Annotated in this window: 21 protein-coding genes; 19 read left to right on the forward strand and 2 right to left on the reverse strand. The window is 64.2% G+C overall.

Annotated elements, in window-relative coordinates; all coding sequences use genetic code 11:
* The first annotated feature begins 87 nt into the window (after positions 1-87).
* From FJW04_RS02950 to FJW04_RS02995, 9 genes are all read left to right on the forward strand, one after another.
* Positions 88-1,098, forward strand: coding sequence for an MBL fold metallo-hydrolase (locus FJW04_RS02950; RefSeq protein WP_140618297.1), 1,011 nt, complete (start codon positions 88-90; stop codon positions 1,096-1,098).
* An 80-nt stretch (positions 1,099-1,178) separates the two neighbouring features.
* Positions 1,179-1,745: a hypothetical protein gene (locus tag FJW04_RS02955; protein WP_015315000.1), complete on the forward strand. Its 567-nt coding sequence runs from the start codon at positions 1,179-1,181 to the stop codon at positions 1,743-1,745.
* Between the two features lie 213 nt (positions 1,746-1,958).
* Complete coding sequence (locus tag FJW04_RS02965; RefSeq protein ID WP_015315001.1) at positions 1,959-2,120, forward strand: DUF1328 family protein; 162 nt, start codon at positions 1,959-1,961, stop codon at positions 2,118-2,120.
* A 93-nt stretch (positions 2,121-2,213) separates the two neighbouring features.
* Positions 2,214-3,098 carry a diaminopimelate epimerase gene (gene dapF / locus FJW04_RS02970; protein ID WP_015315002.1) on the forward strand — a complete coding sequence of 295 codons (885 nt, stop codon included), beginning with the start codon at positions 2,214-2,216 and terminating at the stop codon, positions 3,096-3,098.
* Complete coding sequence (gene mtaB / locus FJW04_RS02975; protein ID WP_140712249.1) at positions 3,098-4,423, forward strand: tRNA (N(6)-L-threonylcarbamoyladenosine(37)-C(2))-methylthiotransferase MtaB; 1,326 nt, start codon at positions 3,098-3,100, stop codon at positions 4,421-4,423. The genes dapF and mtaB overlap by 1 nt, the downstream gene beginning before the upstream one ends.
* Positions 4,424-4,435: 12 nt before the next feature.
* Positions 4,436-6,325, forward strand: a complete 1,890-nt coding sequence (gene ftsY, locus FJW04_RS02980) for a signal recognition particle-docking protein FtsY (RefSeq protein WP_140712251.1) — start codon at positions 4,436-4,438, stop codon at positions 6,323-6,325.
* A gap of 58 nt (positions 6,326-6,383) precedes the next feature.
* Positions 6,384-7,058 carry a septation protein A gene (locus tag FJW04_RS02985; protein WP_015315005.1) on the forward strand — a complete coding sequence of 225 codons (675 nt, stop codon included), beginning with the start codon at positions 6,384-6,386 and terminating at the stop codon, positions 7,056-7,058.
* A 19-nt stretch (positions 7,059-7,077) separates the two neighbouring features.
* Entirely contained in the window at positions 7,078-7,698 is a 621-nt protein-coding gene (locus FJW04_RS02990) for a pyridoxamine 5'-phosphate oxidase family protein (protein ID WP_140660442.1), read from the forward strand.
* Positions 7,699-7,734: 36 nt separating this feature from the next.
* On the forward strand, positions 7,735-8,274 hold the full coding sequence (locus FJW04_RS02995; RefSeq protein WP_140660443.1) for an NADPH-dependent FMN reductase: 540 nt from the start codon (positions 7,735-7,737) through the stop codon (positions 8,272-8,274).
* Between the two features lie 72 nt (positions 8,275-8,346).
* Here FJW04_RS02995 and FJW04_RS03000 read toward each other — a convergent pair whose 3' ends face one another.
* Positions 8,347-8,775, reverse strand: a complete 429-nt coding sequence (locus tag FJW04_RS03000; protein ID WP_140712253.1) for a GNAT family N-acetyltransferase — start codon at positions 8,773-8,775, stop codon at positions 8,347-8,349.
* Positions 8,776-8,988: 213 nt separating this feature from the next.
* Here FJW04_RS03000 and mdh point away from each other — a divergent pair, with 213 nt between their 5' ends.
* The 10 genes from mdh to lpdA all read left to right on the forward strand — a co-directional run bounded on the left by mdh (position 8,989) and on the right by lpdA (position 20,156).
* Positions 8,989-9,957, forward strand: coding sequence for a malate dehydrogenase (mdh, locus tag FJW04_RS03005; protein ID WP_015315009.1), 969 nt, complete (start codon positions 8,989-8,991; stop codon positions 9,955-9,957).
* Positions 9,958-10,003: 46 nt separating this feature from the next.
* Complete coding sequence (gene sucC / locus FJW04_RS03010) at positions 10,004-11,197, forward strand: ADP-forming succinate--CoA ligase subunit beta (RefSeq protein WP_140712255.1); 1,194 nt, start codon at positions 10,004-10,006, stop codon at positions 11,195-11,197.
* Between the two features lie 4 nt (positions 11,198-11,201).
* Positions 11,202-11,573, forward strand: coding sequence for a cupin domain-containing protein (locus tag FJW04_RS03015; protein WP_015315011.1), 372 nt, complete (start codon positions 11,202-11,204; stop codon positions 11,571-11,573).
* Positions 11,574-11,576: 3 nt separating this feature from the next.
* Positions 11,577-12,074 (forward strand): DUF1579 family protein, encoded by a 498-nt coding sequence (locus FJW04_RS03020; RefSeq protein WP_140712257.1) that lies wholly within the window; start codon positions 11,577-11,579, stop codon positions 12,072-12,074.
* An 11-nt stretch (positions 12,075-12,085) separates the two neighbouring features.
* The gene (sucD, locus tag FJW04_RS03025; protein ID WP_140712259.1) at positions 12,086-12,988 is read left to right on the forward strand and encodes a succinate--CoA ligase subunit alpha; all 903 of its coding nucleotides are present in this window, start codon (positions 12,086-12,088) and stop codon (positions 12,986-12,988) included.
* A gap of 144 nt (positions 12,989-13,132) precedes the next feature.
* Positions 13,133-16,117: a 2-oxoglutarate dehydrogenase E1 component gene (locus FJW04_RS03030; RefSeq protein ID WP_140618313.1), complete on the forward strand. Its 2,985-nt coding sequence runs from the start codon at positions 13,133-13,135 to the stop codon at positions 16,115-16,117.
* A 32-nt stretch (positions 16,118-16,149) separates the two neighbouring features.
* Positions 16,150-17,427, forward strand: coding sequence for a 2-oxoglutarate dehydrogenase complex dihydrolipoyllysine-residue succinyltransferase (odhB, locus tag FJW04_RS03035; protein WP_140618315.1), 1,278 nt, complete (start codon positions 16,150-16,152; stop codon positions 17,425-17,427).
* Between the two features lie 36 nt (positions 17,428-17,463).
* Positions 17,464-17,973 (forward strand): hypothetical protein, encoded by a 510-nt coding sequence (locus tag FJW04_RS03040; protein WP_140712261.1) that lies wholly within the window; start codon positions 17,464-17,466, stop codon positions 17,971-17,973.
* Positions 17,970-18,725, forward strand: a complete 756-nt coding sequence (locus tag FJW04_RS03045; RefSeq protein WP_140712263.1) for an SDR family oxidoreductase — start codon at positions 17,970-17,972, stop codon at positions 18,723-18,725. The genes FJW04_RS03040 and FJW04_RS03045 overlap by 4 nt, the downstream gene beginning before the upstream one ends.
* 24 nt (positions 18,726-18,749) lie before the next feature.
* Positions 18,750-20,156 (forward strand): dihydrolipoyl dehydrogenase, encoded by a 1,407-nt coding sequence (lpdA, locus tag FJW04_RS03050; RefSeq protein WP_140712265.1) that lies wholly within the window; start codon positions 18,750-18,752, stop codon positions 20,154-20,156.
* 661 nt (positions 20,157-20,817) lie between these two features.
* Here the strand turns inward: lpdA and FJW04_RS03065 are convergent.
* The gene (locus FJW04_RS03065) at positions 20,818-21,885 is read right to left on the reverse strand and encodes a TraB/GumN family protein (protein ID WP_140712267.1); all 1,068 of its coding nucleotides are present in this window, start codon (positions 21,883-21,885) and stop codon (positions 20,818-20,820) included.
* Between the last annotated feature and the right edge of the window lie 28 nt (positions 21,886-21,913).

Consider the following 21,913-nt stretch of genomic DNA (forward strand, 5'->3'; position numbering starts at 1 on the left):
CGATTTCCCCGGGAAAACGCGCAGCACTTTCCCCCTGGGAATTGAGTGAAAACAAAGAGTTCACCGAAACCCGCCGGAGCGCAGACCTTGGCCGCCAGAAAGAAAGCCGCCAACCGCTACTACAGCGGCCCGCCCAGCGACCATTTCGACGGCAGCCTGTTCTTCAATCCCGGCGGCCGGATGCCCGGCCCCTTCAAGGATCTGCTGAAATGGCAGTTCAGCGGCCAGCGCTCGAAATGGCCGGCTGCCAGCCCGAGCCCCTTTGCGCAGGCTAAGCCGGCGGCGGCGGTCGAAGGCGCCGATCTGGTCGTGACCATGGTCGGCCATTCGACCTTGCTGATCCAGACAGCCGGGCTGAACATCCTTACCGATCCGGTCTGGTCGGAGCGCACATCGCCGTTCTCCTTTGCCGGACCCAGGCGCGTCAATCCGCCGGGTATCGCCCTTGGCGATCTACCGGCGATCGACCTCGTGCTGGTCAGCCACAACCACTATGACCATCTCGACCTTGCCACGCTGAGGCAGTTGCAGGAGAAGCACGATCCGCTGGTGGTGACGCCGCTCGGCAACGATGCCATCATCGCCGCCGCGGTGCCCGGGACGCGGCTTTCCGCGCATGACTGGGGCGACAGGGTCGATGTCTCCGACGGCACCGCTATCCACGTCGAGCCCGCGCATCACTGGTCGGCGCGCGGGGCGCGCGACCGGCGCATGGCGCTGTGGGCCGGCTTCGTCATCGAGACGCCTGGCGGAAAAATCTATTTCGCCGGTGATACCGGCTTCCACGGCGGCATCAACTACCGGCTGATGGCGGAGAGGCATGGCGGCTTCCGCTTCGCCATCCTGCCGATCGGCGCCTACGAGCCGCGCTGGTTCATGGCGCCGCAGCACCAGAACCCCGAGGAAGCGGTCCAGGGCATGTCGTTGTGCAACGCGGCCTTCGCCGCCGGCTGCCATTGGGGCACGTTCCAGCTCACCGACGAGCCGTTCGACGAACCGGTGCGGAAGCTGGCCGAGGCGCTGGACGGCCGAGGCATCCCACAGGAGCGCTTTCGCGCCTTGCGGCCCGGCGAGATCTGGGAAGTGCCCCGGATATGATCGCCTCGATGGCTGGAATGACCGTTTACGCTGCCATGGTTTTCGCTGATGGTCATCCGCGGACAGGATAGGGGAATCAGATGAAGTCAATCATGGCAGGTCTTTTGGCGCTGGCGGTCTCTGTGCCGGCGGCTTTCGCGGGCGAGATCAGCGATCGGGCGGCCGAGGCCGAGAAGCTGCTCCAGTCGGGTGATGGCGCCGGTGCGCTGGAGAAATTCAGCAGCGCCCAGGAAGCGCTCTGGCAAGCGATGCCGCTTGGCGTCCTGAACGTCAAGCAAGTCGACACGGCCTCCGGCTTCGGTATCTACAGCGAGCGCGCCAACCACATCTACAAGCCCGGCGAGAAAATCGTGCTGTACATGGAGCCGGTCGGCTATGGCTACGGCAAGGACGGCCTCGGCAACAGCATGATCGCGCTCTCTGTCGACATCACCGTCGTGTCGGCAGCCGGCGAAACGCTCGGCACAATGGAGAAGGTCGGCCGTGTTCAGATCGCCTCTCGCTCGCACAATCGCGAACTGTTCTTCAAACTCGACCTCTCCCTCGACGGCCTGCCGGCCGGCAAATACCGGTGCGACTTCGTCATGCATGACGAGAACTCGAGCAAGACGGCCCCCTTCAGCACGGATATCGAGATCGCCGGCTGAGGCGATGCCGGGAAAACCACCGATGTCCGATGGAGACGGCACCGGCGGGGACGAAATCCGCGTCGGGCGTGATGTCTTCATCAATCAGAACTGCACTTTCTACGACCTCGGCTGCCTCGACATCGCCGACGCTATCTCCCGGCATCGGGAACCCAAGCACGACAGCCGCGTTTTTCAACCGGTTTCAATGTGTCCGGCTTGCGAGGCGTTCCCATGCTCAAATGGATCATCATTCTCCTGATCATCGCCGCCGCGGCGAGCCTGCTCGGCATGCCGGCGCTGGCGGGCGCGGCCGCCACTGGCGCGCGCATTCTCATCGGCATCGTGCTCATCATCTTCCTGTTGATCTTGCTTGGGGTCTTTGCGGTAACGTAAGTCCCGCACCTTCGCCGTGAAAGCGGCTGCGCACTGGTAATTCCTGCCCGTTTCCGCCATATAGCGCCGAACGGACATGGAAATTTCGGAGCAATGGCAGGCACGGCCCCTTTCGCCAAGATGAACGGCATCGGCAACGAGATCATCGTTGCCGACATGCGTGGCCGTGCGGATCGGGTGACGGCCGCGGCTGCCATCGCGCTCAACGCCGACGCGGCGACGCGGTTCGACCAGATCATGGCGATCCACGACGCCAGGACGCCGGGCACCGCCTATTTCGTCGACATCCTGAATTCCGACGGGTCGGGCGCGCAGGCCTGCGGCAACGGCATGCGCTGTGTCGTCCAGGCGCTGGCCGCCGAGACCGGCGAGAAGACCTTCACCTTCGAAACCGTGGCCGGGATCTTGAATGCCCGCGAACACGCGGACGGCTCGATCTCGGTCGACATGGGCACACCGCGTTTCGGCTGGCGCGACATCCCGCTGGCCGAGGAGTTCCGTGACACCCGCATGATCGAATTGCAGGTCGGCCCCATCGACGCGCCGGTGCTGCATTCGCCTTCGGCGGTCTCGATGGGCAACCCGCACGCCATCTTCTGGGTCGACGCCGATGTCTGGACTTATGAACTCGATCGTTTCGGCCCGCTGCTCGAAAACCATCCGATCTTTCCCGAGCGCGCCAACATAACCATCGCGCAGGTGACCTCGCCCGACTCGATGATCATCCGCACCTGGGAGCGTGGCGCCGGGCTCACCAAGGCCTGCGGCTCCGCCTCGTGCGCGGCTGTGGTTGCCGCCGCGCGCACCAGGCGCACGGGCCGCAGCGTCAATCTTTTGACCCCCGGCGGCGGTACGCTGCATGTCGAGTGGCGCGAGGACGACCACGTCATCCTGACCGGCGCGGCCGAGTGGGAATTTTCCGGCAGCTTCGATCCGTCGACCGGACAATGGGCCCGCGACACCGAAAGCGCGGCGTGATGTCCGCCCTTGCCAAGGACGTCGACGTGGCGAAGCAGCCCGGCCGCATCGACGTGGTGACTTTCGGCTGCCGTCTCAACACCTATGAGTCCGAAGTGATGCGGCGCGAGGCCGAAAATGCCGGCCTCGGCGCGCTGGATGGCGGCGCCGTCATCTTCAACACCTGCGCCGTCACCGGCGAAGCGGTGCGCCAGGCCAGGCAGGCGATCCGCAAGGCGCGCCGCGACAACCCGGCCGCGCGCATCATCGTCACCGGCTGCGCCGCGCAGACCGAGCCCGAAAAATTCGCCGCCATGGACGAGGTCGATCTCGTGCTTGGCAATGAAGAGAAGCTGAAGGCCAATTCCTATCGCGCGCTGCCCGATTTTGGCGTCAACGATACCGAGAAGGCGCGCGTCAACGACATCTTTTCGGTGCGTGAGACCGCCGGCCACATGGTCGATGCCATCGAGGGCCGGGCCCGTGCGTTCGTGCAGGTGCAGAATGGCTGCGACCATCGCTGCACCTTCTGCATCATCCCCTATGGCCGCGGCAATTCGCGCTCGGTGCCGATGGGCGCCGTGGTCGAGCAGGTCAAGCGGCTAGCGGGCAACGGCTATGCCGAGATCGTGTTGACGGGCGTCGACATGACGTCTTTCGGAGCCGACCTGCCAGGCGCGCCGAAGCTCGGCAAGCTGGTGAAGACCATTCTCAGGCAGGTGTCCGATGTAAAGCGGCTCAGGCTGTCCTCCATCGATTCGATCGAGGCCGACGACGACTTGCTCGATGCGCTCGCCACGGAACCCAGGCTGATGCCGCATCTGCATCTGTCGCTGCAGTCGGGCGACGACATGATCCTGAAGCGCATGAAGCGCCGCCATCTGCGCGATCAGTCGATCCGCTTTTGCGAGGATGTGCGCAAGCTGCGGCCCGGCATTGTCTTCGGCGCCGACATTATCGCGGGTTTCCCGACCGAGACCGAAGCCATGTTCGAGAATTCGCTGGAGATCGTCGAGGAGTGCGGCCTGACCCATCTCCACGTCTTCCCATTTTCGCCGCGCGAGGGCACACCCGCCGCGCGCATGCCGCAGGTCCGCCGCGAGTTGGTCAAGCAGCGCGCCGCCCGGCTGCGCGCCGCCGGCGAAGCGGCCTACCAGCGCCATCTGTCCTCGCTCGCCGGCAGCCGTCAGTCGGTCCTGATCGAGCGCGACGGCCTTGGCCGCACCGAAGGGTTCACGCTTGCCGCACTCGGCACCGGCGCGCCGGGAGAGATAGTTGAGGCTGATATAACCGGCCACGACGGGATCAGGCTGATAGCCACCCCCCTTGCCGCCCGCGCCGCCTGAGAACACAAAAGCATGGCTGGTTTTTTCAAGAAGATATTTTCGTTCGGCAAGAAGGAGGTGGTCGAGGAGCGCATCGACGAGACCGCCCCGCTGCCGCCGATCAAATGGGACCAGCTCGACGCGCTGAAGCCGGCGGCCGAGCAGGCCTTGCCGGAGTTTTTGAAGCGCGAGGAGCCTGTGGCGGAAGCCGCGCCGGCGACCGTGCCTGCTCCGGTCGAGGCCGCGCCCGGACCGCAGCCCGAGGAACCCACACCCGAGGAACCCACACCCGAGCCTGCGCCGACCATTCCGCCCGCGCCGGAGCCAACTGTTCCGTCAGAACCGGAGCGGCAGCCGGAGCCTGCGCCGGAAGAGAAACCGGCACCCGCGCCCGAGACGCCTGAACCGCCTGCGCCCGAAGAGGTCCCGCCGCCGCCGGTTGCTCCCGAGCCCACGCCCGAACCCCAGCCGCAGGAGATCCCGCCGGCGCCATCGGAGCCGGAGATCGTTCCCTCGCCTCCGGAGAGGCGACCGGAACCCGCGCCCGTCGAAGTGCCGACGCCGCCAGTCGAAGTGCCGGCCGAGATACCCGCACCGGTCGAGGTGCCATCGGCGTCGCCGGCTGAAGTGCCTCCGTCGGCGGCCGCCGTCGAGCAGCCTTCAAGGGCCGGCGCTGCCCCTCATCCGCCTGCCGGCACCTCCCGGTATAGGGACGGGGCGAAGGAAGGGGCGTCAGCACCGTCCTTGCCCGGTTTGCGGGGAGAGCATGAAGGAAAGCGCGGACCTGCCGTCGAAGCGGGGCTCGAAGCGCCACCAGCTGAAATCGCCCCTCCCATTCGCCAGCCTGCACCGGTCGAGACGCAGCCGGTCGTTGCCGAGGTCGCACCCGAGCCTCAATCGGTCCCGCGGCCCACCCCGGAGCCAAGACCCGTTCCCGGCAAGGTGACGGTCGCCAGGAAGGTCGAGCAGAAGGCCGAGCCACAGAAGGCGCCGGAGCCGGCGCCGAGGCAATCCTGGTTCCAGCGCATGCGGGACGGGCTAGCCCGGTCCTCGCGCGAACTGACCGGCAACATTGCCGGCGTCTTCACCAAGCGCAAGCTGGACGAGGAGACGCTGCAGGACCTGGAGGACGTGCTGATCCGCGCCGATCTCGGCGTCGAAACGGCGCTGCGCGTCACCGATTCACTGGCCTCCAGCCGCTACGGCAAGGATGTTTCCGATACCGAAGTGCGCGCCGTCATGGCGGCCGAGGTGGAGAAGGTGCTCGCGCCGGTCGCGAAACCACTCGAGCTTGACCTCTCGCACAAGCCGCATGTCATCCTGGTGGTCGGCGTCAACGGCACCGGCAAGACCACGACCATCGGCAAGCTCGCAGCCAAGCTGACCGATGGCGGCCTGTCGGTGATGCTGGCCGCCGGCGACACGTTCCGCGCCGCCGCCATCGAACAGCTGAAGATCTGGGGCGAACGCACGAAATCGCCCGTCATTGCCTCCAAGCTCGGCGCCGACGCCGCCGGCCTCGCCTACGATGCCTTCGAACGGGCAAAAGAAGCCGGCTCCGACGTGCTGATCATCGACACCGCCGGCCGGCTGCAGAACAAGACCGAACTGATGGCGGAGTTGGAAAAGATCGTCCGCGTGCTGGGCAAGCTCGATCCCGAAGCGCCGCACACCGTGCTGCAGACGGTCGACGCCACGACCGGCCAGAACGCGCTCAACCAGGTCGAGATCTTCCGCAATATCGCCGGCGTCAACGGCCTGGTGATGACCAAGCTGGACGGCACGGCGCGGGGCGGTATTCTGGTGGCGATCGCGGCAAAGCATAAATTGCCGGTCTATTTCATCGGCGTCGGCGAACAGGTCGACGACCTCGAACCGTTTTCCGCAAGCGAATTCGCCAGGGCGATCGCTGGAGTGGCTTGAACAAGGCACGATGCCGGAAGTGAGGCTTCCGGATTGGATCGTGCGTTAGAAGGAAACCATGAACCCACCCATTCTCGAACGCGATCCGTCCGACCCGCAGAAAGAGAAGAAGGAAGGCATCAATCCCGTGCTCAAGCTGGCGCTGGAGCTCGGGCCGCTGCTCGTCTTCTTCTTCGCCAATGCGCGCGGCGAGTGGCTGACGCAGAAATTGCCCGTGCTGGCTGAATTCGGCGGCCCGATCTTCGTCGCCACAGGCCTGTTCATGGCCGCGACCGCCATCGCGCTGATCGCCTCATGGCTGCTCACCCGCACCTTGCCGATCATGCCGATGGTGTCGGGGGTCGTCGTTTTCATCTTCGGCGCGCTGACGCTTTATCTGCAGGACGATATCTTCATCAAGATGAAGCCGACCATCGTCAACACGCTGTTCGGCGGCGTGCTGCTTGGCGGCCTGTATTTCGGCCGCTCGCTGCTCGGCTATGTCTTCGAGTCCGCATTCAAGCTCGATGCCGAAGGCTGGCGCAAGCTCACCTTCCGCTGGGGCCTGTTCTTCCTGTTCCTGGCCCTCGTCAACGAAGTCGTCTGGCGGAATTTTTCCACCGACGCCTGGGTTACGTTCAAGGTCTGGGGCATCATGCCGATCACGCTTCTTTTCACCTTCAGCCAGATGCCGCTGATCCTGCGCCACTCGCTGGACGACAAGGCCGGCGGCGAAGAGAAAGTCGGCAAATAGGGCTGTAAAGGGGAGAGCCATGGAATTCGTCACCACCCAGGAGGAGCTGCGGACGATCTACAAGACGCCGCGCCCGACCGATGGCTCGATCCGCAAGGAATTGAAGGCGCTGGACGCCCATTGCCGCTCCTTCATCGGCAAGAGCCCATTCGTGCTGATCGGCTCGTCCGATGGCGAAGGCAATGCCGACGTCACCCCGAAAGGCGACAAGCCCGGCTTCGCCGCCATTCTCGACGAGAACACCATCGCCATCCCCGACCGGCCCGGCAACAACCGGCTGGATACGCTGGAAAACATCATCCGCAATCCCTCGGTCGGGCTGCTCTTCCTCATACCAGGCATGAACGAGACGCTGCGCGTCAATGGCGATGCCCGCATCACCGTCGATGCCACCTTGCGCGAGCGCCTTGCGGTCGACGGCAAGGAGCCGCAAAGCGTTATCGTGATCGTAGTCAAGGCCGCTTACATGCATTGCGCCAAGGCTTTCATGCGCTCCGATTTGTGGAAGCCCGACAGCTGGCATGATCGCGCCACGCTGCCGACGCTCGGCCAGATCCTGCGCGACCAGTTGGCACTGGCCGATTCGGCCGAGGCGACCGACCGCTGGCTCGACGGCGAGTACAAACAGACGATGTGGTAGGGTTGTCGGCGCCCGATTCGTCTGGACTGGTCCGCCTTGCTCAACCTCATTGCGATATCCGGCAGCCTGCGGGCGGCCTCCACCAATTCGGCCCTGGTCGCGGCACTGGCGCTGAACACGCCAGCGGGCTGTCGCGTCACCGTCTATGACGGGCTTGGCCGGCTGCCGATCTTCAATCCCGACGACGAGGGCGAGCGGACGCCGCGCGAGGCCTCCGATCTGATCGAGGCCGTCACCGGCGCGGACGGTGTCGTCGTCTCCTGTCCCGAATATGCCCATGGCGTGCCTGGCGGCCTTAAGAACGCGCTCGACTGGCTGGTCTCGCGTGACGCCGCCGTCGGCAAGCCGGCGATGCTGGCGCACGCCTCGCCACGCTCGCTCTACGCCCGCGCGGCGCTGGCGGAGATCATGCGCACCATGTCGTTCGCGCTTTGCGAAGAAGCCATGCTCGAGGTCTCGCTCCTCGGCAAGAAGCCGGCGGAGGTTGAAAGTATCCTGCGAGAGCCGGCAAACGTGCGGGCAATTCGCGATGGCCTGTCAGCCTTCGCGGCCTTCATCCGCTCGCGCCAAATTTGAGCGGACTCGCGCCAAATTGAGCGGTCGCCATCGTGTCGTCGTCCTGGAAGGACCGGAGGCGTCGGCCAATCGCTACAGCCGATAGACGTACATCACAAAGGTCTCCGCCTCGCCATGCGCCTCCTTGCGCCCCTCATAAAGTGCGCGGGCGGGCAGATTGTCCGGCTCGGTGCCGACCCAGGCCTCTTCGCAGCCATGCTCGCGGCCGAGCGCGAACATGGCGTCGAGCATTCCGCGCGCGATGCCTTGGCGCTGGAAGGCTGGCGAGACGCCGACCTCGTCGACATAGAGTTCGGTCGCCTTGTCCGGATGGCGGTGCATGACCGCCGCGCATTGGCCGACGACAACGTCCTCGGCCAGGGCCACGATCATGAAATGGCCCGATTGCGCGAGATAGCTTGCCAGGCGATCGGGCCGCACCGGCTCGTCGAACACGTCGTCGGCAATCCGCATCACAAGGGCGTCATCTCCGGGATAAAGCCTTCTGATCTCAATCGCCATTGTGTAAATTCTCCCAAGTCGGCTTACAAACTTTGACGTTTACGTAAATCCCGAAGACACTAACCGATTGAAACTGCAGGGGTCGAAATAATCGTTTGAATTTATTCCGCACCAGAGTTATTGGGTGCGGGAAATTCGCGGTTCCCCGCAGCAGTCCGGCCTCTTCCTCGACGCCGTGTTGGCGCGTCACAGACAAAGGGAAATCATCCTCACATGGCACGCAACAAGATAGCGCTTATCGGCTCTGGCATGATCGGCGGCACGCTCGCCCACATGATCGGCCTCAAGGATCTCGGCGACGTGGTCCTGTTCGATATCGCCGAGGGTATCCCGCAAGGCAAGGGGCTCGATATCGCGCAGTCGTCGCCGGTCGATGGTTTCGATTCTCGGCTGACCGGCGTCAACGACTATGCCGGCATCGAGGGCGCCGATGTCTGCATCGTCACCGCCGGCGTGCCGCGCAAACCGGGCATGAGCCGCGACGACCTGCTGGGCATCAACCTGAAGGTCATGGAGCAGGTCGGCGCAGGACTGAAGAAGTACGCGCCGAAGGCCTTCGTCATCTGCATTACCAATCCGCTCGACGCCATGGTGTGGGCGCTGCAGAAGTTTTCGGGCTTGCCCAAGACCCATGTCGTCGGCATGGCCGGCGTGCTCGACAGCGCGCGCTTCCGCTACTTCCTGGCCGAGGAATTCAAGGTTTCGGTCGAGGACGTCACCGCCTTCGTGCTCGGCGGCCACGGCGATTCCATGGTGCCGATGATCCGCTATTCCACGGTGTCGGGTATTCCGCTTCCCGACCTGATCAAGATGGGCTGGACCTCGAAGGAAAAGCTCGACCAGATCGTGCAGCGCACCCGTGACGGCGGCGCCGAGATCGTCGGCCTCCTGAAGACCGGCTCGGCCTATTACGCGCCGGCGGCCTCGGCGATCCAGATGGCCGAATCCTATCTCAAGGACAAGAAGCGCGTGCTGCCTTGCGCGGCACACCTCTCCGGCCAGTATGGCGTCAAGGGTACCTATGTCGGCGTGCCCGTGGTGATCGGCGCCGGCGGTGTCGAGCGCGTCATCGAGATCGACCTTAACAAGGCCGAGCAGAAGATGTTCGAGGCATCGGTGGCGACCGTGCAGGGCCTGACCGAGGCCTGCGTCAAGATCGCGCCGCAGCTCGCCTCGAAATAACCCGCCCAAACGTCACCCCGGCAAAACGACCTGGAGATAGTTCCCGATGAACATCCATGAATATCAAGGCAAGGCGCTGCTGAAGAGCTTTGGCGCGCCGGTGGCCGAAGGCGTGCCGGTTTTCAAGGCAAGCGAGGCGGAAGCCGCTGCACAGGCGCTGCCCGGCCCACTCTATGTGGTGAAGAGCCAGATCCATGCCGGCGGCCGCGGCAAAGGCAAATTCAGGGAACTCGGCCCCGACGCCAAGGGCGGCGTGCGGCTGGCGAAGTCCGTCGCCGAGGTGGTCGCCAACGCCAACGAGATGCTCGGCCACACGCTGGTGACCAAGCAGACCGGCCCGGCCGGCAAGCAGGTCAACCGCCTCTATATCGAGGACGGCGCCGACATCGAGCGCGAACTCTATCTCTCCATTCTGGTCGACCGCTCGGTCGGCCGCATCGCCTTTGTCGTCTCGACCGAGGGCGGCATGGACATCGAAGGCGTCGCGCACGACACGCCGGAAAAGATCATCACCGTCGCCATCGATCCGGAAAAGGGCGTTACGGCTGAGGACGTCAAGGCGCTCAACGATGCGCTGAAGCTCGACGGCGACGCGGCCAGGGACGGCGGCACGCTGTTCCCGATCCTCTACAAGGCCTTCGTCGAGAAGGACATGAGCCTGCTCGAGGTCAACCCGCTGATCGTCATGAAGGATGGGCATCTGCGCGTGCTCGACGCGAAGGTGTCGTTCGACAACAACGCGCTGTTTCGCCACCCAGATGTGCTCGAACTGCGCGACACGTCAGAAGAGGACGAGAAGGAGATCGAGGCGTCGAAATACGACCTCGCCTATGTCGCGCTCGATGGCAATATCGGCTGCATGGTCAACGGCGCCGGCCTTGCCATGGCGACGATGGACATCATCAAGCTCTACGGCGCCGAACCCGCCAACTTCCTCGATGTCGGCGGCGGCGCTTCCAAGGAGAAGGTGACGGCCGCGTTCAAGATCATCACCAGGGATCCGGCGGTCAAGGGCATCCTGATCAATATCTTCGGCGGCATCATGAAGTGCGACATCATCGCCGAGGGTGTGATTGCCGCGGTCAAGGAAGTCGGGCTCAAGGTGCCGCTGGTCGTGCGCCTGGAAGGCACCAATGCCGAGCTTGGCAAGAAGATCATCAACGACAGCGGCCTGAACGTCGTCTCGGCCGACGATCTCGACGACGCGGCCAAGAAGATCGTGGCGGCGGTGAAGGGCTGAGCCGGTGCCTCCACGCAAGATAAACCTGGTCGAGGCGGCGGATCGGACCATCACTGAGGTCTTCGATCCGCATATCGCCGGCGACGTGAATGACAGCCAGGCCAAGGTCGCCAAGTTCGGCGAGGTCTTCGACTGGCATGCGCATGACAATGAAGACGAAGCCTTCCTCGTGCTGCGCGGCAGGATCGCCATTGATTTTCGCGACGGGCCGATCGAGCTCGGCGAGGGCGACTTCATCGTCGTACCGCGCGGCGTCGAGCATCGGCCGCGTTCGCTGACATCAGAGCCGGTGGTGCTGATGTTCGAACCGGCGACGACACTCAACACCGGCAATGCCAAGAGCGATCTGACGGTCGCCGATCTGAAGCGGCTCTGACCGATGAACGCCTCGCCCTTCTCTTCGCTCTCGGCCGATCACCAGCTCCTGCAGGCTTTGGTCGGTGCTTGGCGCGGCGAGGAGGAGGTCGCGGATACGCAGTGGGCCGATGGCGGCATGGCGACGAGCGAAGTGACAGCGGAAGCGCAGTTCGGCGGTCTGTTCGTGGTGCAGCGCTATAAGCAGCGCCGCGATGGCACGGTCTCATTCGGTTCGCACAGCGTATTCGGCTTCGACCAGCAGAACAGCGTCGTCACCATGCACCAGTTCGATTCGATGGGCTTTGTGCCGTCCTCGCCCGCCACGGGCACATGGAACGGCCGCGAGCTGGTGCTGGAGCGGTCGTCGCCGCGCGGCTTTGCGAGGGTGACGTATGTTTTCGACGATGCCGACACCTACCGCATGCGATTGCATTTCAAACCTGCCGGCAGCGATGGCTGGCAAGACATGGTGAGCGGCGTCTACCGGCGCGTCTCGCCTTCCTCGATCAACGGTTTTTAAAAAGGGCGGCCATGTCCATTCTCGTCGACAAGAATACCAAGGTGCTGGTGCAGGGCCTGACCGGCAAGACCGGTACGTTCCACACCGAGCAGGCGCTGGCCTATCACGGGACAAAGATGGTCGGCGGCATCCATCCCAAGAAGGGCGGCGAGACCTGGGCGGGCTCGAAAGGCGAGAGCCTGCCGATCTTCGCCACCGTCGCCGAAGGCAAGGAAAAGACAGGCGCCAACGCCTCCGTCATCTACGTGCCGCCGGCGGGCGCGGCGGAAGCCATCATCGAGGCGATCGAGGCGGAGATCCCGCTGATCGTCTGCATCACGGAAGGCATTCCGGTGATGGACATGATCAAGGTCAAGGCGCGGCTCGATCGCTCGGCCTCGCGGCTGATCGGACCGAACTGCCCGGGCGTGCTTACCCCCGACGAATGCAAGATCGGCATCATGCCCGGGAACATCTTCCGCAAGGGCTCGGTCGGCGTTGTTTCGCGCTCGGGAACACTTACCTATGAGGCTGTGTTCCAGACCACCAATGTCGGCCTCGGCCAGACCACTGCCGTCGGCATCGGCGGCGACCCCGTCAAGGGCACCGAGTTCATCGACATGCTCGAGATGTTCCTGGCCGATGATGAGACCAAGTCGATCATCATGATCGGCGAGATCGGCGGTTCGGCCGAGGAAGACGCCGCGCAGTTTCTCAAGGACGAAGCCAAGCGTGGTCGCAAGAAGCCGATGGCCGGCTTCATCGCCGGGCGCACGGCGCCGGCCGGACGCACCATGGGCCATGCGGGCGCGGTCATCTCCGGCGGCAAGGGCGGCGCGGAAGACAAGATCGCGGCGATGGAATCGGCCGGGATAAAAGTTTCGCCGTCGCCGGCGCGGCTGGGCACGACGCTGGTCGAGGCGATCAAGGGTTAAGCCAGTAGTGAGTAGCAGGTAGTCAGTAGTGAAGAAGGGAAGAACGGGTGAGTAGCAACTGAGCCGAAAATTCCATTTTCCGCTCACTACCGGCTACTCACTGTTCCCTCGAAAGGAGACGGAGCCAGGCTCCGCTGAAACGACATGGCAAGACAAGATCAGGCCAACGACCAATTTTCGCTCACCTCTTTCCTCTATGGCGGCAATGCCGATTACATCGACGCGCTCTACGCGGCGTATGAGGACGATCCCGCCTCGGTCAATCCCGAGTGGCAGGAGTTCTTCGCCGGACTGAAGGACGATGCCGGCGATGTGCGCAGGAACGCCAAGGGCGCTTCATGGGCGAAACCTTCCTGGCCGCTGCAGGCCAATGGCGAGCTGGTGTCGGCGCTGGACGGCAATTGGGGCATCGTCGAAAAGCACCTGGAAAAGAAGGTCAAGGACAAGGCCGTCACCAACGGTGTCGTGCTGTCCGACGCCGATGTGCACCAGGCGACACGCGATTCGGTGCGCGCCATCATGATGATCCGCGCCTTCCGCATGCGCGGCCATCTGCACGCCAATCTCGATCCGCTCGGCATCAACACGCTCGAGGATTACAACGAACTGTCGCCGGAAAATTACGGCTTCACCGAAGCCGACTACGACCGGCCGATCTTCCTCGACAATGTACTGGGGCTGGAATTCGGCAGCATCCGGCAGATGCTGGAGATACTCACCCGCACCTATTGTTCGACGCTGGGCGTCGAGTTCATGCATATTTCCGATCCCGAGGAAAAGGCCTGGATCCAGGCGCGCATCGAGGGCGCCGACAAGGAGATCTCGTTCACCGCCACCGGCAAGAAGGCGATCCTGCAGAAGCTGGTCGAGGCGGAAGGCTTCGAGCAGTTCATCGACGTCAAGTACAAGGGCACCAAGCGCTTCGGTCTCGACGGCGGTGAATCGCTGATCCCGGCGCTGGAGCAGATCGTCAAGCGCGGCGGCCAGCTCGGCATGAAGGAGATCGTGCTCGGCATGGCCCATCGCGGCCGCCTCAATGTGCTTTCCCAGGTGATGGCCAAGCCGCACCGCGCCATCTTCCACGAATTCAAGGGCGGCTCGGCGGCCCCCGACGAGGTCGAGGGCTCGGGCGACGTGAAGTACCATCTCGGTGCCTCGTCGGACCGCGAGTTCGACGGCAACAAGGTTCACCTGTCGCTGACGGCGAACCCTTCGCATCTGGAGATCGTCGATCCCGTGGTGATGGGCAAGGCGCGCGCCAAGCAGGATTCCCTGTTCGGCCGCGGCCGCGAAGAGATCGTTCCGCTGGAAGAGCGGGCCAAGGTGCTGCCCCTCTTGCTGCATGGCGACGCCGCCTTCGCCGGCCAGGGCGTGATCGCCGAAATCCTCGGCCTGTCGGGCCTGCGTGGCCACCGCGTCGCCGGCACGCTGCACTTCATCATCAACAACCAGATCGGCTTCACCACCAATCCGCGCTTCTCGCGCTCATCGCCCTATCCGTCCGATGTCGCCAAGATGATCGAGGCGCCGATCTTTCACGTCAATGGCGACGATCCGGAAGCTGTGGTGCACGCCACCAAGGTGGCGATCGAATTCCGCATGAAGTTCCACAAGCCGGTGGTCGTGGACATGTTCTGCTACCGCCGCTTCGGCCACAATGAGGGCGACGAACCGGCCTTCACGCAGCCGCTCATGTACAGCAACATCCGCGCCCACAAGACGACGGTGCAGATCTATGGCGATCGCCTGATCGCCGAAGGGCACATCACCCAGGCCGAGCTCGATCAGATGAAGGCCGACTGGCGCGCGCATCTGGAAGCCGAATGGGAAGTCGGCCAGCACTACAAGCCCAACAAGGCCGACTGGCTCGACGGCGCCTGGTCAGGCCTGCGCACGGCCGACAACCAGGACGAGACAAGGCGCGGCAAGACCGCGGTACCGGTCAAGACGCTGAAGGAAATCGGCAAGAAGCTGACCGAGGTGCCCAAGGGTTTCGAAGCGCACAAGACGATCATCCGCTTCCTCGAAAACCGGCGCCAGGCGATCGAGTCCGGCGAAGGCATCGACTGGTCGACGGCCGAGGCGCTGGCGTTCGGCGCGATCCTGCTCGACGGCAATCCGATCCGGCTTTCCGGGCAGGATTCCGAGCGCGGCACCTTCTCGCAGCGCCATTCCGTGCTTTACGACCAGCGCGACGAGACCCGCTACATCCCGCTCAACAATCTGTCGGCGGCGCAGGCCGGCTACGAAGTCATCAACTCGATGCTGTCGGAAGAAGCGGTGCTGGGCTTCGAATATGGCTACAGCCTGGCCGAGCCGAAGGCGCTGACGCTGTGGGAGGCGCAGTTCGGCGACTTCGCCAACGGCGCCCAGGTGGTGTTCGACCAGTTCATCTCGTCGGGCGAACGCAAGTGGCTCAGAATGTCTGGCCTCGTCTGCCTGCTGCCGCATGGCTATGAAGGCCAGGGCCCGGAACATTCTTCCGCCCGGCTGGAGCGCTTCCTGCAGCTTTGCGCCGAAGACAATATGCAAGTCGCCAACTGCACGACGCCGGCCAACTACTTCCACATCTTGCGCCGGCAGCTGAAGCGCGACTTCCGCAAGCCGCTGATCCTGATGACGCCGAAGTCGCTGCTGCGCCACAAGCGGGCGGTGTCGACGCTGCCGGAAATCTCGGGCGAAAGCTCGTTTCACCGGCTGCTGTGGGACGACGCCCAGCTGTTGCCCAACCAGGCGATCAAGCTGACCAAGGATTCCAAGATCCGCCGCGTCGTGCTGTGCTCGGGCAAGGTCTATTACGACCTCTATGAAGAGCGCGAGAAGCGCGGCATCAACGACATCTACTTGCTGCGCGTCGAACAGCTCTATCCGTTCCCGGCCAAGGCGCTGATCACCGAGCTGTCACGCTTCCGCAACGCCGAGATGGTGTGGTGCCAGGAGGAGCCCAAGAACATGGGTGCCTGGTCGTTCATCGATCCGTATCTGGAATGGGTGCTGGCGCATATCGACGCCAAGCATCAGCGGGTGCGCTACACCGGCCGTCCGGCGGCCGCGTCGCCGGCGACCGGGCTGATGTCGAAGCACCTCGCCCAGCTCGCCGCCTTGCTCGAAGACGCGCTCGGCGAATAAGCAGAACAGAACCGAAAGAACGGACAGGCACAATGGCTACCGAAATCCGCGTTCCCACACTCGGCGAATCCGTCACCGAAGCGACCGTTGGCAAATGGTTCAAGAAGGTCGGCGATGCCATTGCCGCCGACGAGCCGCTGGTCGAGCTCGAGACCGACAAGGTGACGATAGAGGTGCCCGCCGCCGCCGCCGGGACGCTCGGTGAAATCACGGTTGGGGAAGGCGAGACGGTCGGCGTCGGCGCCCTGCTCGGGTCGATTTCGGCCGGTGGCGCGGCTGCTCCCGCGACCAAGCCGCAAGCGGTCGCGCAGGCGTCCAGCCCCGACGCGGCATCCACCACCAAGCAGGCCGCGGCCGAGACCGCCAAGGTTGCCGGCGATGCCGGACCGGTCGAGCCGCGCACCATGCCGCCGGCGCCGGCGGCGGCAAAATTGATCGCCGAGAACAATCTGTCGGTCGACCAGCTCTCCGGCTCGGGCAAGCGCGGCCAAGTGCTGAAGGGCGACGTGCTGGATGCCATCTCCAAAGGTGCGCCGTCGCAGCCGGCTGAGACGCCAAAGGCAGCGCCGGCACCGATCGCGGTTCGGGCGCCGTCGTCTGGCGAGGATGCATCGCGCGAGGAGCGCGTGCGCATGACCAAGCTGCGCCAGACCATCGCGCGCCGCCTGAAGGAGGCGCAGTCGACCGCCGCCATGCTGACCACCTTCAACGAAGTCGACATGTCGGCGGTGATGGCGCTCAGGACCAAGTACAAGGACGTTTTCGAGAAGAAGCACGGCGTGAAGCTCGGCTTCATGGGCTTCTTCACCAAGGCGGTCACCCACGCGCTGAAGGAAATCCCCTCGGTCAATGCCGAGATCGACGGCACCGACATCATCTTCAAGAATTATGCCCATATCGGTGTCGCGGTCGGCACCGAAAAGGGTCTCGTGGTTCCGGTCGTGCGCGATGCCGACCAGATGTCGATCGCCGAGATCGAGAAGGATATCGGCCGGCTGGGCATCGCCGCGCGCGACGGCAAGCTGTCGGTCGCCGACATGCAGGGCGGCACCTTCACCATCTCCAATGGTGGCGTCTACGGGTCGCTGATGTCGACGCCGATCCTCAATGCGCCGCAGTCGGGCATTCTCGGCATGCACAAGATCCAGGACCGGCCGGTCGTGGTCGGCGGCCAGATCGTGATCCGGCCGATGATGTATCTGGCGCTCAGCTACGATCACCGCATCGTCGACGGCAAGGAAGCCGTGACCTTCCTGGTGCGGGTTAAGGAAAGCCTCGAGGATCCGGAACGGCTGGTGCTCGATCTGTGAGGCGGTCGGATGGCGGCTTGCGGCAAAGAGCGGCCAATGACGGCGCGTTTGCTTGGAGCCACCAAACCGGTTGGGCTGATGATCGGTATCGTGACGGCTACCGCAGCCGCCCAGGCCGCCTGCCCGATCGAGCTCGCCGTCTATGACGATAGCCAGAGCGGCAGCGAGATCGATTTTACCCCGACCGGCACATCGGCTGTTGTCACCAATACGTTCCGGCTGATCCTCGACAACAATGTGGTGCTGAACGGCATCGTCATGTGGACCACGGATGTTGCGCGGCCGAACGGCGCGCTGATGTACAAGTGCCCGGAAGGCGACGTGACCGGCGAGGAGCTCGCCGCCTGTACGCTGTGGAACGGCGTCATCTATACGTCCGACGACAAGGGCACTGTCGGGCTTTTGCCGGCCGAGGCCGTCGAGGCGCCGAAAACGCTGATGCTGCCCGATCTCGGGCCGGTGCTTAGGCAATCCCGGGCGTATGGCGGCGGAGGATTTTCGAAAGTGCCGTCCGATGTGTTCGCGATGAAGGGATGCCAGGAATGAGCGCGACGCAAAAAGTGCTGCTGGTCACCGGCGGCAGCCGCGGCATCGGCGCCGCCATCTGCCGGCTGGGGTCGGAGGCGGACTATCGCGTCGCGGTCAATTATGCCTCCAACAAGGCCGCCGCCGATGCGCTGGTCGCCGAAATCAAGGACGGCGGCGGCGAAGCCGTTGCCGTCAGGGGCGATGTCGGCAAGGAAACCGATATCGTGGCCATGTTCGGCGCCGTCGACCGCGCCTTTGGCCGCCTCGACGCCTTCGTCAACAATGCCGGCATCGTCGACGTCAAGGCGCGTGTCGACGAGATGGATGTCGCGCGGCTGGAACGCATGATGCGCATCAACGTCGTCGGCTCGTTCCTGTGCGCCCGCGAGGCGATCAAGCGCATGTCGACGCGGCATGGCGGGTCGGGCGGTGCGATCGTCAACATCTCGTCGGCGGCGGCGACGCTGGGCTCGCCGGGCGAATATGTCGACTATGCCGCCTCCAAGGGCGCCATCGACACCTTCACCATCGGTCTTGCCCGCGAGGTGGCGCTGGAAGGCATCCGTGTCAATGCGGTGCGGCCGGGCATCATCGACACCGACATCCACGCCTCCGGAGGCCAGCCGGACCGGATAGAACGGTTCCGCGATCTGCTGCCGATGAAAAGGGCGGGCACGGCGGATGAAGTCGCCGGTGCGGTCCTCTATCTTTTATCCGATGCCGCGTCCTATACGACGGGCGCGATCCTGAATGTCAGCGGCGGCCGCTGAACCCCAAGCAAAAGGGAAACAAACATGGCTTATGACGTGGTTATCATCGGCTCGGGACCCGGCGGCTATGTCTGCGCCATCAAGGCGGCACAGCTTGGGCTGAAGGTCGCGGTGGTCGAGAAGAACGCGACCTTCGGCGGCACCTGCCTCAACATCGGCTGCATCCCGTCCAAGGCGCTGCTTTATGCCTCGGAAATGTTCGCCGAGGCCGGCCATTCCTTCGACACGCTCGGCGTCGAAATTCCGGCACCCAGGCTGAACCTGAAGAAAATGATGGCGCACAAGGACGCGACGGTGTCGTCCAACGTCAATGGCGTCGCCTTCCTGTTCAAGAAGAACAAGATCGATGCCTTCCGCGGCACCGGCAAGGTGGTTGCCGCGGGCAAGGTCTCGGTGACCGGCGAGGATGGCAAGGTCGAGGAGATCGAGACCAAGAACATCGTCATCGCCACCGGGTCCGACGTCGCCGGCATTCCCGGCGTCAAGGTCGATTTCGACGAAAAGATCATCGTGTCCTCGACCGGCGCGCTGTCGCTGGAGAAGGTGCCTGGCCATTTGGTGGTGGTGGGCGGCGGTGTCATCGGCCTCGAACTCGGCTCGGTCTGGGCACGGCTTGGCGCTAAGATCACTGTGGTCGAGTTCCTCGACACCATTCTGGGCGGCATGGACGGCGAGGTGTCGAAACAGTTCCAGCGGCTGCTCTCCAAGCAGGGCTTCGAATTCAAGCTCGGCGCCAAGGTGACCGGCGTCGCCAAGGCCAAGACGGGCGCGACCGTGACCTTCGAGCCGGTCAAGGGGGGTGCTGCCGAAACCATCGAGGCCGATGCCGTGCTGATCTCGACGGGACGCCGCGCCTTTTCGGACAGCCTCGGGCTGAAGGAAGCCGGCGTCGAGGTCGACGAGCGCGGCCGGGTCAAGACCGACGGGCATCTCAGGACCAATGTTCCCGGGATCTACGCCATCGGCGACGTCATCGCCGGGCCGATGCTGGCGCACAAGGCCGAGGACGAGGGCGTGGCGGTGGCCGAGACCATCGCCGGCCAGGCCGGCCATGTGAACTATGACGTCATTCCGAGCGTCGTCTACACCAGTCCGGAGATCGCGTCGGTCGGCAGGACCGAGGAAGAGCTGAAGAAGGCCGGCATCGACTACAAGGTCGGCAAATTCCCCTTCACCGCCAATGGCCGCGCGCGCGCCATGCTGCATACAGACGGTTTCGTGAAGATCCTGGCCGACAAGCAGAGCGACCGCGTGCTCGGCGTCCATATCGTCGGCTTCGGCGCCGGCGAGATGATCCATGAGGCGGCGGTGCTGATGGAGTTCGGCGGCTCGTCGGAAGATCTGGCCCGCACCTGTCACGCCCATCCGACGATGTCGGAAGCGGTGAAGGAAGCGGCGCTGGCCACCTTCTTCAAGCCGATCCACATCTAAGGGTGCCCAACGCTTCGTCGTCCTATGGCGGAGCAAGGAGCGAAGCGACGCGGCGTAGACCGGCCGAGGTCGCGGCATGGATCCACGGGTCAAGCCCGAGGGCGGAGTGGCTTGGCGCCAAGGCCCCCCAACGGTCATCACCCAAAACAAAACGGCCCGCCTTTCAGCAGGCCGTTCGTCTTTGATATCGAGCCCCTTACTGGGCCGGCGCTGGTGCCGGGGCCGGCGCTGGTGCGGGAGCCGGCGCTGGTGCAGGAGCCGGGGCGGGTGCAGGAGCTGGTTCGGCTGGCTTGGCCGGTTCGGCGGGCTTCATCGGTTCAGCCGGTGCGGGCGCCGGAGCCGGTGTGCTGGCCGCTGGCGGCTCGGCGGGTGCCGGGTGCTCGCCACCACTTCTTCCGAAAACATAATACGCGACAATCGCCAGGATAACGACGACCAGTGCAATCAGCCAGGGGCTGCCGCCACCGCCGCTCGGCCGAGGGGCATTGGTGGTCGAATTGTACGGGTCGTTTGGGTTTGGTGTGTTCGCCATAAATGTGTCCTCCGGGAAAATGAAAAAGGTCAATCAACATCCATCAACGCGCAACCGTTGAATGGGTTTCACGCTAGCGGAGGAAAACGCCGTAAACGCGGCGTTTGCGTGCCTCCGCTGCCATCCGACTCAATTGACGGCGGTGACAGTATAGCCGGCTTTGCGGAAATCCTCGACCAGTCCCTCTGGACCGGGAAGGTGCAGCGCGCCGACCGCCATGAAGGCGTTGCCCTTGGCCAGGATCGGCCCGGCATGATCGACCATTACCTTGTTGCGGCTGGTGATCATGGTTTCCTCGAAGGCGGCGTAGCCCGCGGGGTCGTCCTGCTCCTCGGGCATGGCGGCGCGGAACAGCGGCCAGAACATCCCGGTGTCGCCACGCTGGTAAAGCACGATCATGGTTTCGTTGATATCGTTGACCTTGTCGCCCAGCTTCAGCGTGTCGACCAGACCTTTCATGTGAAACGCGAGCGGCAGCGAGGCCATGGCGCGCAGCTGGCTCTCGGCCGTTTCCAATCCTTCCACCGGCTTGCCGGCCGCCTTGGCGCTCTCGGCCAGCTTGACGTCGAGCACCGGCGCGCCGCCGGACTGGCGGGCGAGTTCGCAAGCCGGAAGCGCCATCATGGCCGACAGCATCCACGGCTTCATTTTTGCGACCGTCGCCGGCGGGATGCCGCGCGCATCGAGCGCGGCGTTCATGGCCGCCGCTTCGTCCGGCGACAGCAGTGACGAAAGCGTCGTGGAGTCGGTGAACATCATCAGGTCCGGCTCCTTCAGCATCGCCGCCATCATCTTCTGCTTGTCGAGCACGTCGGTGGTCTCGATGATGAGGGTGCCGGCAGCATCGAAGGCCTTCTGCGCATAGGCCGGCAGCGTGGTGACGCGCGGATCGGTCATGTGCATGGTGCCGAACAGGTAGGATGGCTGTTCGCCTGATTTTTCCAGCTTCCACAGCAGTCCCTTGCCGTTCAGCGTGGCAGCCGCCTCGGCCTCGATTTTGCCGTAGGTGGCGGGATTGTTCTTCTGCAAGGCCGACAGCATGTCGGCGCCGGTACAGGTCGGGATTTCCGCGTGCGCCCTGCCGGCGGCGAACAGCAGGACAGCAAGGAAGGATAGGAAAAACAGCACGTTGAGCGCGACAAGCAGTTTCAGCGAGACGGAAGCCGCACGGTCGGCGATGGCAATGACACGTTTCATGGTCCCATTCCTAGGACTGAAAAGCGGC

Origin of the sequence: Mesorhizobium sp. B2-7-3, assembly GCF_006440715.1 — a bacterium.
Lineage (GTDB): Bacteria > Pseudomonadota > Alphaproteobacteria > Rhizobiales > Rhizobiaceae > Mesorhizobium > Mesorhizobium australicum.

Coding starts and splice junctions, on each gene's coding strand:
- odhB (WP_140618315.1), top strand. CDS start 16,150: ATGGCTACCGAAATCCGCGTTCCCACACTCGGCGAATCCGTCACCGAA.
- mdh (WP_015315009.1), top strand. CDS start 8,989: ATGGCACGCAACAAGATAGCGCTTATCGGCTCTGGCATGATCGGCGGC.
- sucD (WP_140712259.1), top strand. CDS start 12,086: ATGTCCATTCTCGTCGACAAGAATACCAAGGTGCTGGTGCAGGGCCTG.
- mtaB (WP_140712249.1), top strand. CDS start 3,098: ATGTCCGCCCTTGCCAAGGACGTCGACGTGGCGAAGCAGCCCGGCCGC.
- dapF (WP_015315002.1), top strand. CDS start 2,214: ATGGCAGGCACGGCCCCTTTCGCCAAGATGAACGGCATCGGCAACGAG.
- lpdA (WP_140712265.1), top strand. CDS start 18,750: ATGGCTTATGACGTGGTTATCATCGGCTCGGGACCCGGCGGCTATGTC.
- FJW04_RS03040 (WP_140712261.1), top strand. CDS start 17,464: ATGACGGCGCGTTTGCTTGGAGCCACCAAACCGGTTGGGCTGATGATC.
- FJW04_RS03000 (WP_140712253.1), bottom strand. CDS start 8,775: ATGGCGATTGAGATCAGAAGGCTTTATCCCGGAGATGACGCCCTTGTG.
- FJW04_RS03030 (WP_140618313.1), top strand. CDS start 13,133: ATGGCAAGACAAGATCAGGCCAACGACCAATTTTCGCTCACCTCTTTC.
- FJW04_RS03045 (WP_140712263.1), top strand. CDS start 17,970: ATGAGCGCGACGCAAAAAGTGCTGCTGGTCACCGGCGGCAGCCGCGGC.
- FJW04_RS03065 (WP_140712267.1), bottom strand. CDS start 21,885: ATGAAACGTGTCATTGCCATCGCCGACCGTGCGGCTTCCGTCTCGCTG.
- FJW04_RS02965 (WP_015315001.1), top strand. CDS start 1,959: ATGCTCAAATGGATCATCATTCTCCTGATCATCGCCGCCGCGGCGAGC.
- FJW04_RS02955 (WP_015315000.1), top strand. CDS start 1,179: ATGAAGTCAATCATGGCAGGTCTTTTGGCGCTGGCGGTCTCTGTGCCG.
- sucC (WP_140712255.1), top strand. CDS start 10,004: ATGAACATCCATGAATATCAAGGCAAGGCGCTGCTGAAGAGCTTTGGC.
- FJW04_RS03020 (WP_140712257.1), top strand. CDS start 11,577: ATGAACGCCTCGCCCTTCTCTTCGCTCTCGGCCGATCACCAGCTCCTG.
- ftsY (WP_140712251.1), top strand. CDS start 4,436: ATGGCTGGTTTTTTCAAGAAGATATTTTCGTTCGGCAAGAAGGAGGTG.
- FJW04_RS02990 (WP_140660442.1), top strand. CDS start 7,078: ATGGAATTCGTCACCACCCAGGAGGAGCTGCGGACGATCTACAAGACG.
- FJW04_RS02985 (WP_015315005.1), top strand. CDS start 6,384: ATGAACCCACCCATTCTCGAACGCGATCCGTCCGACCCGCAGAAAGAG.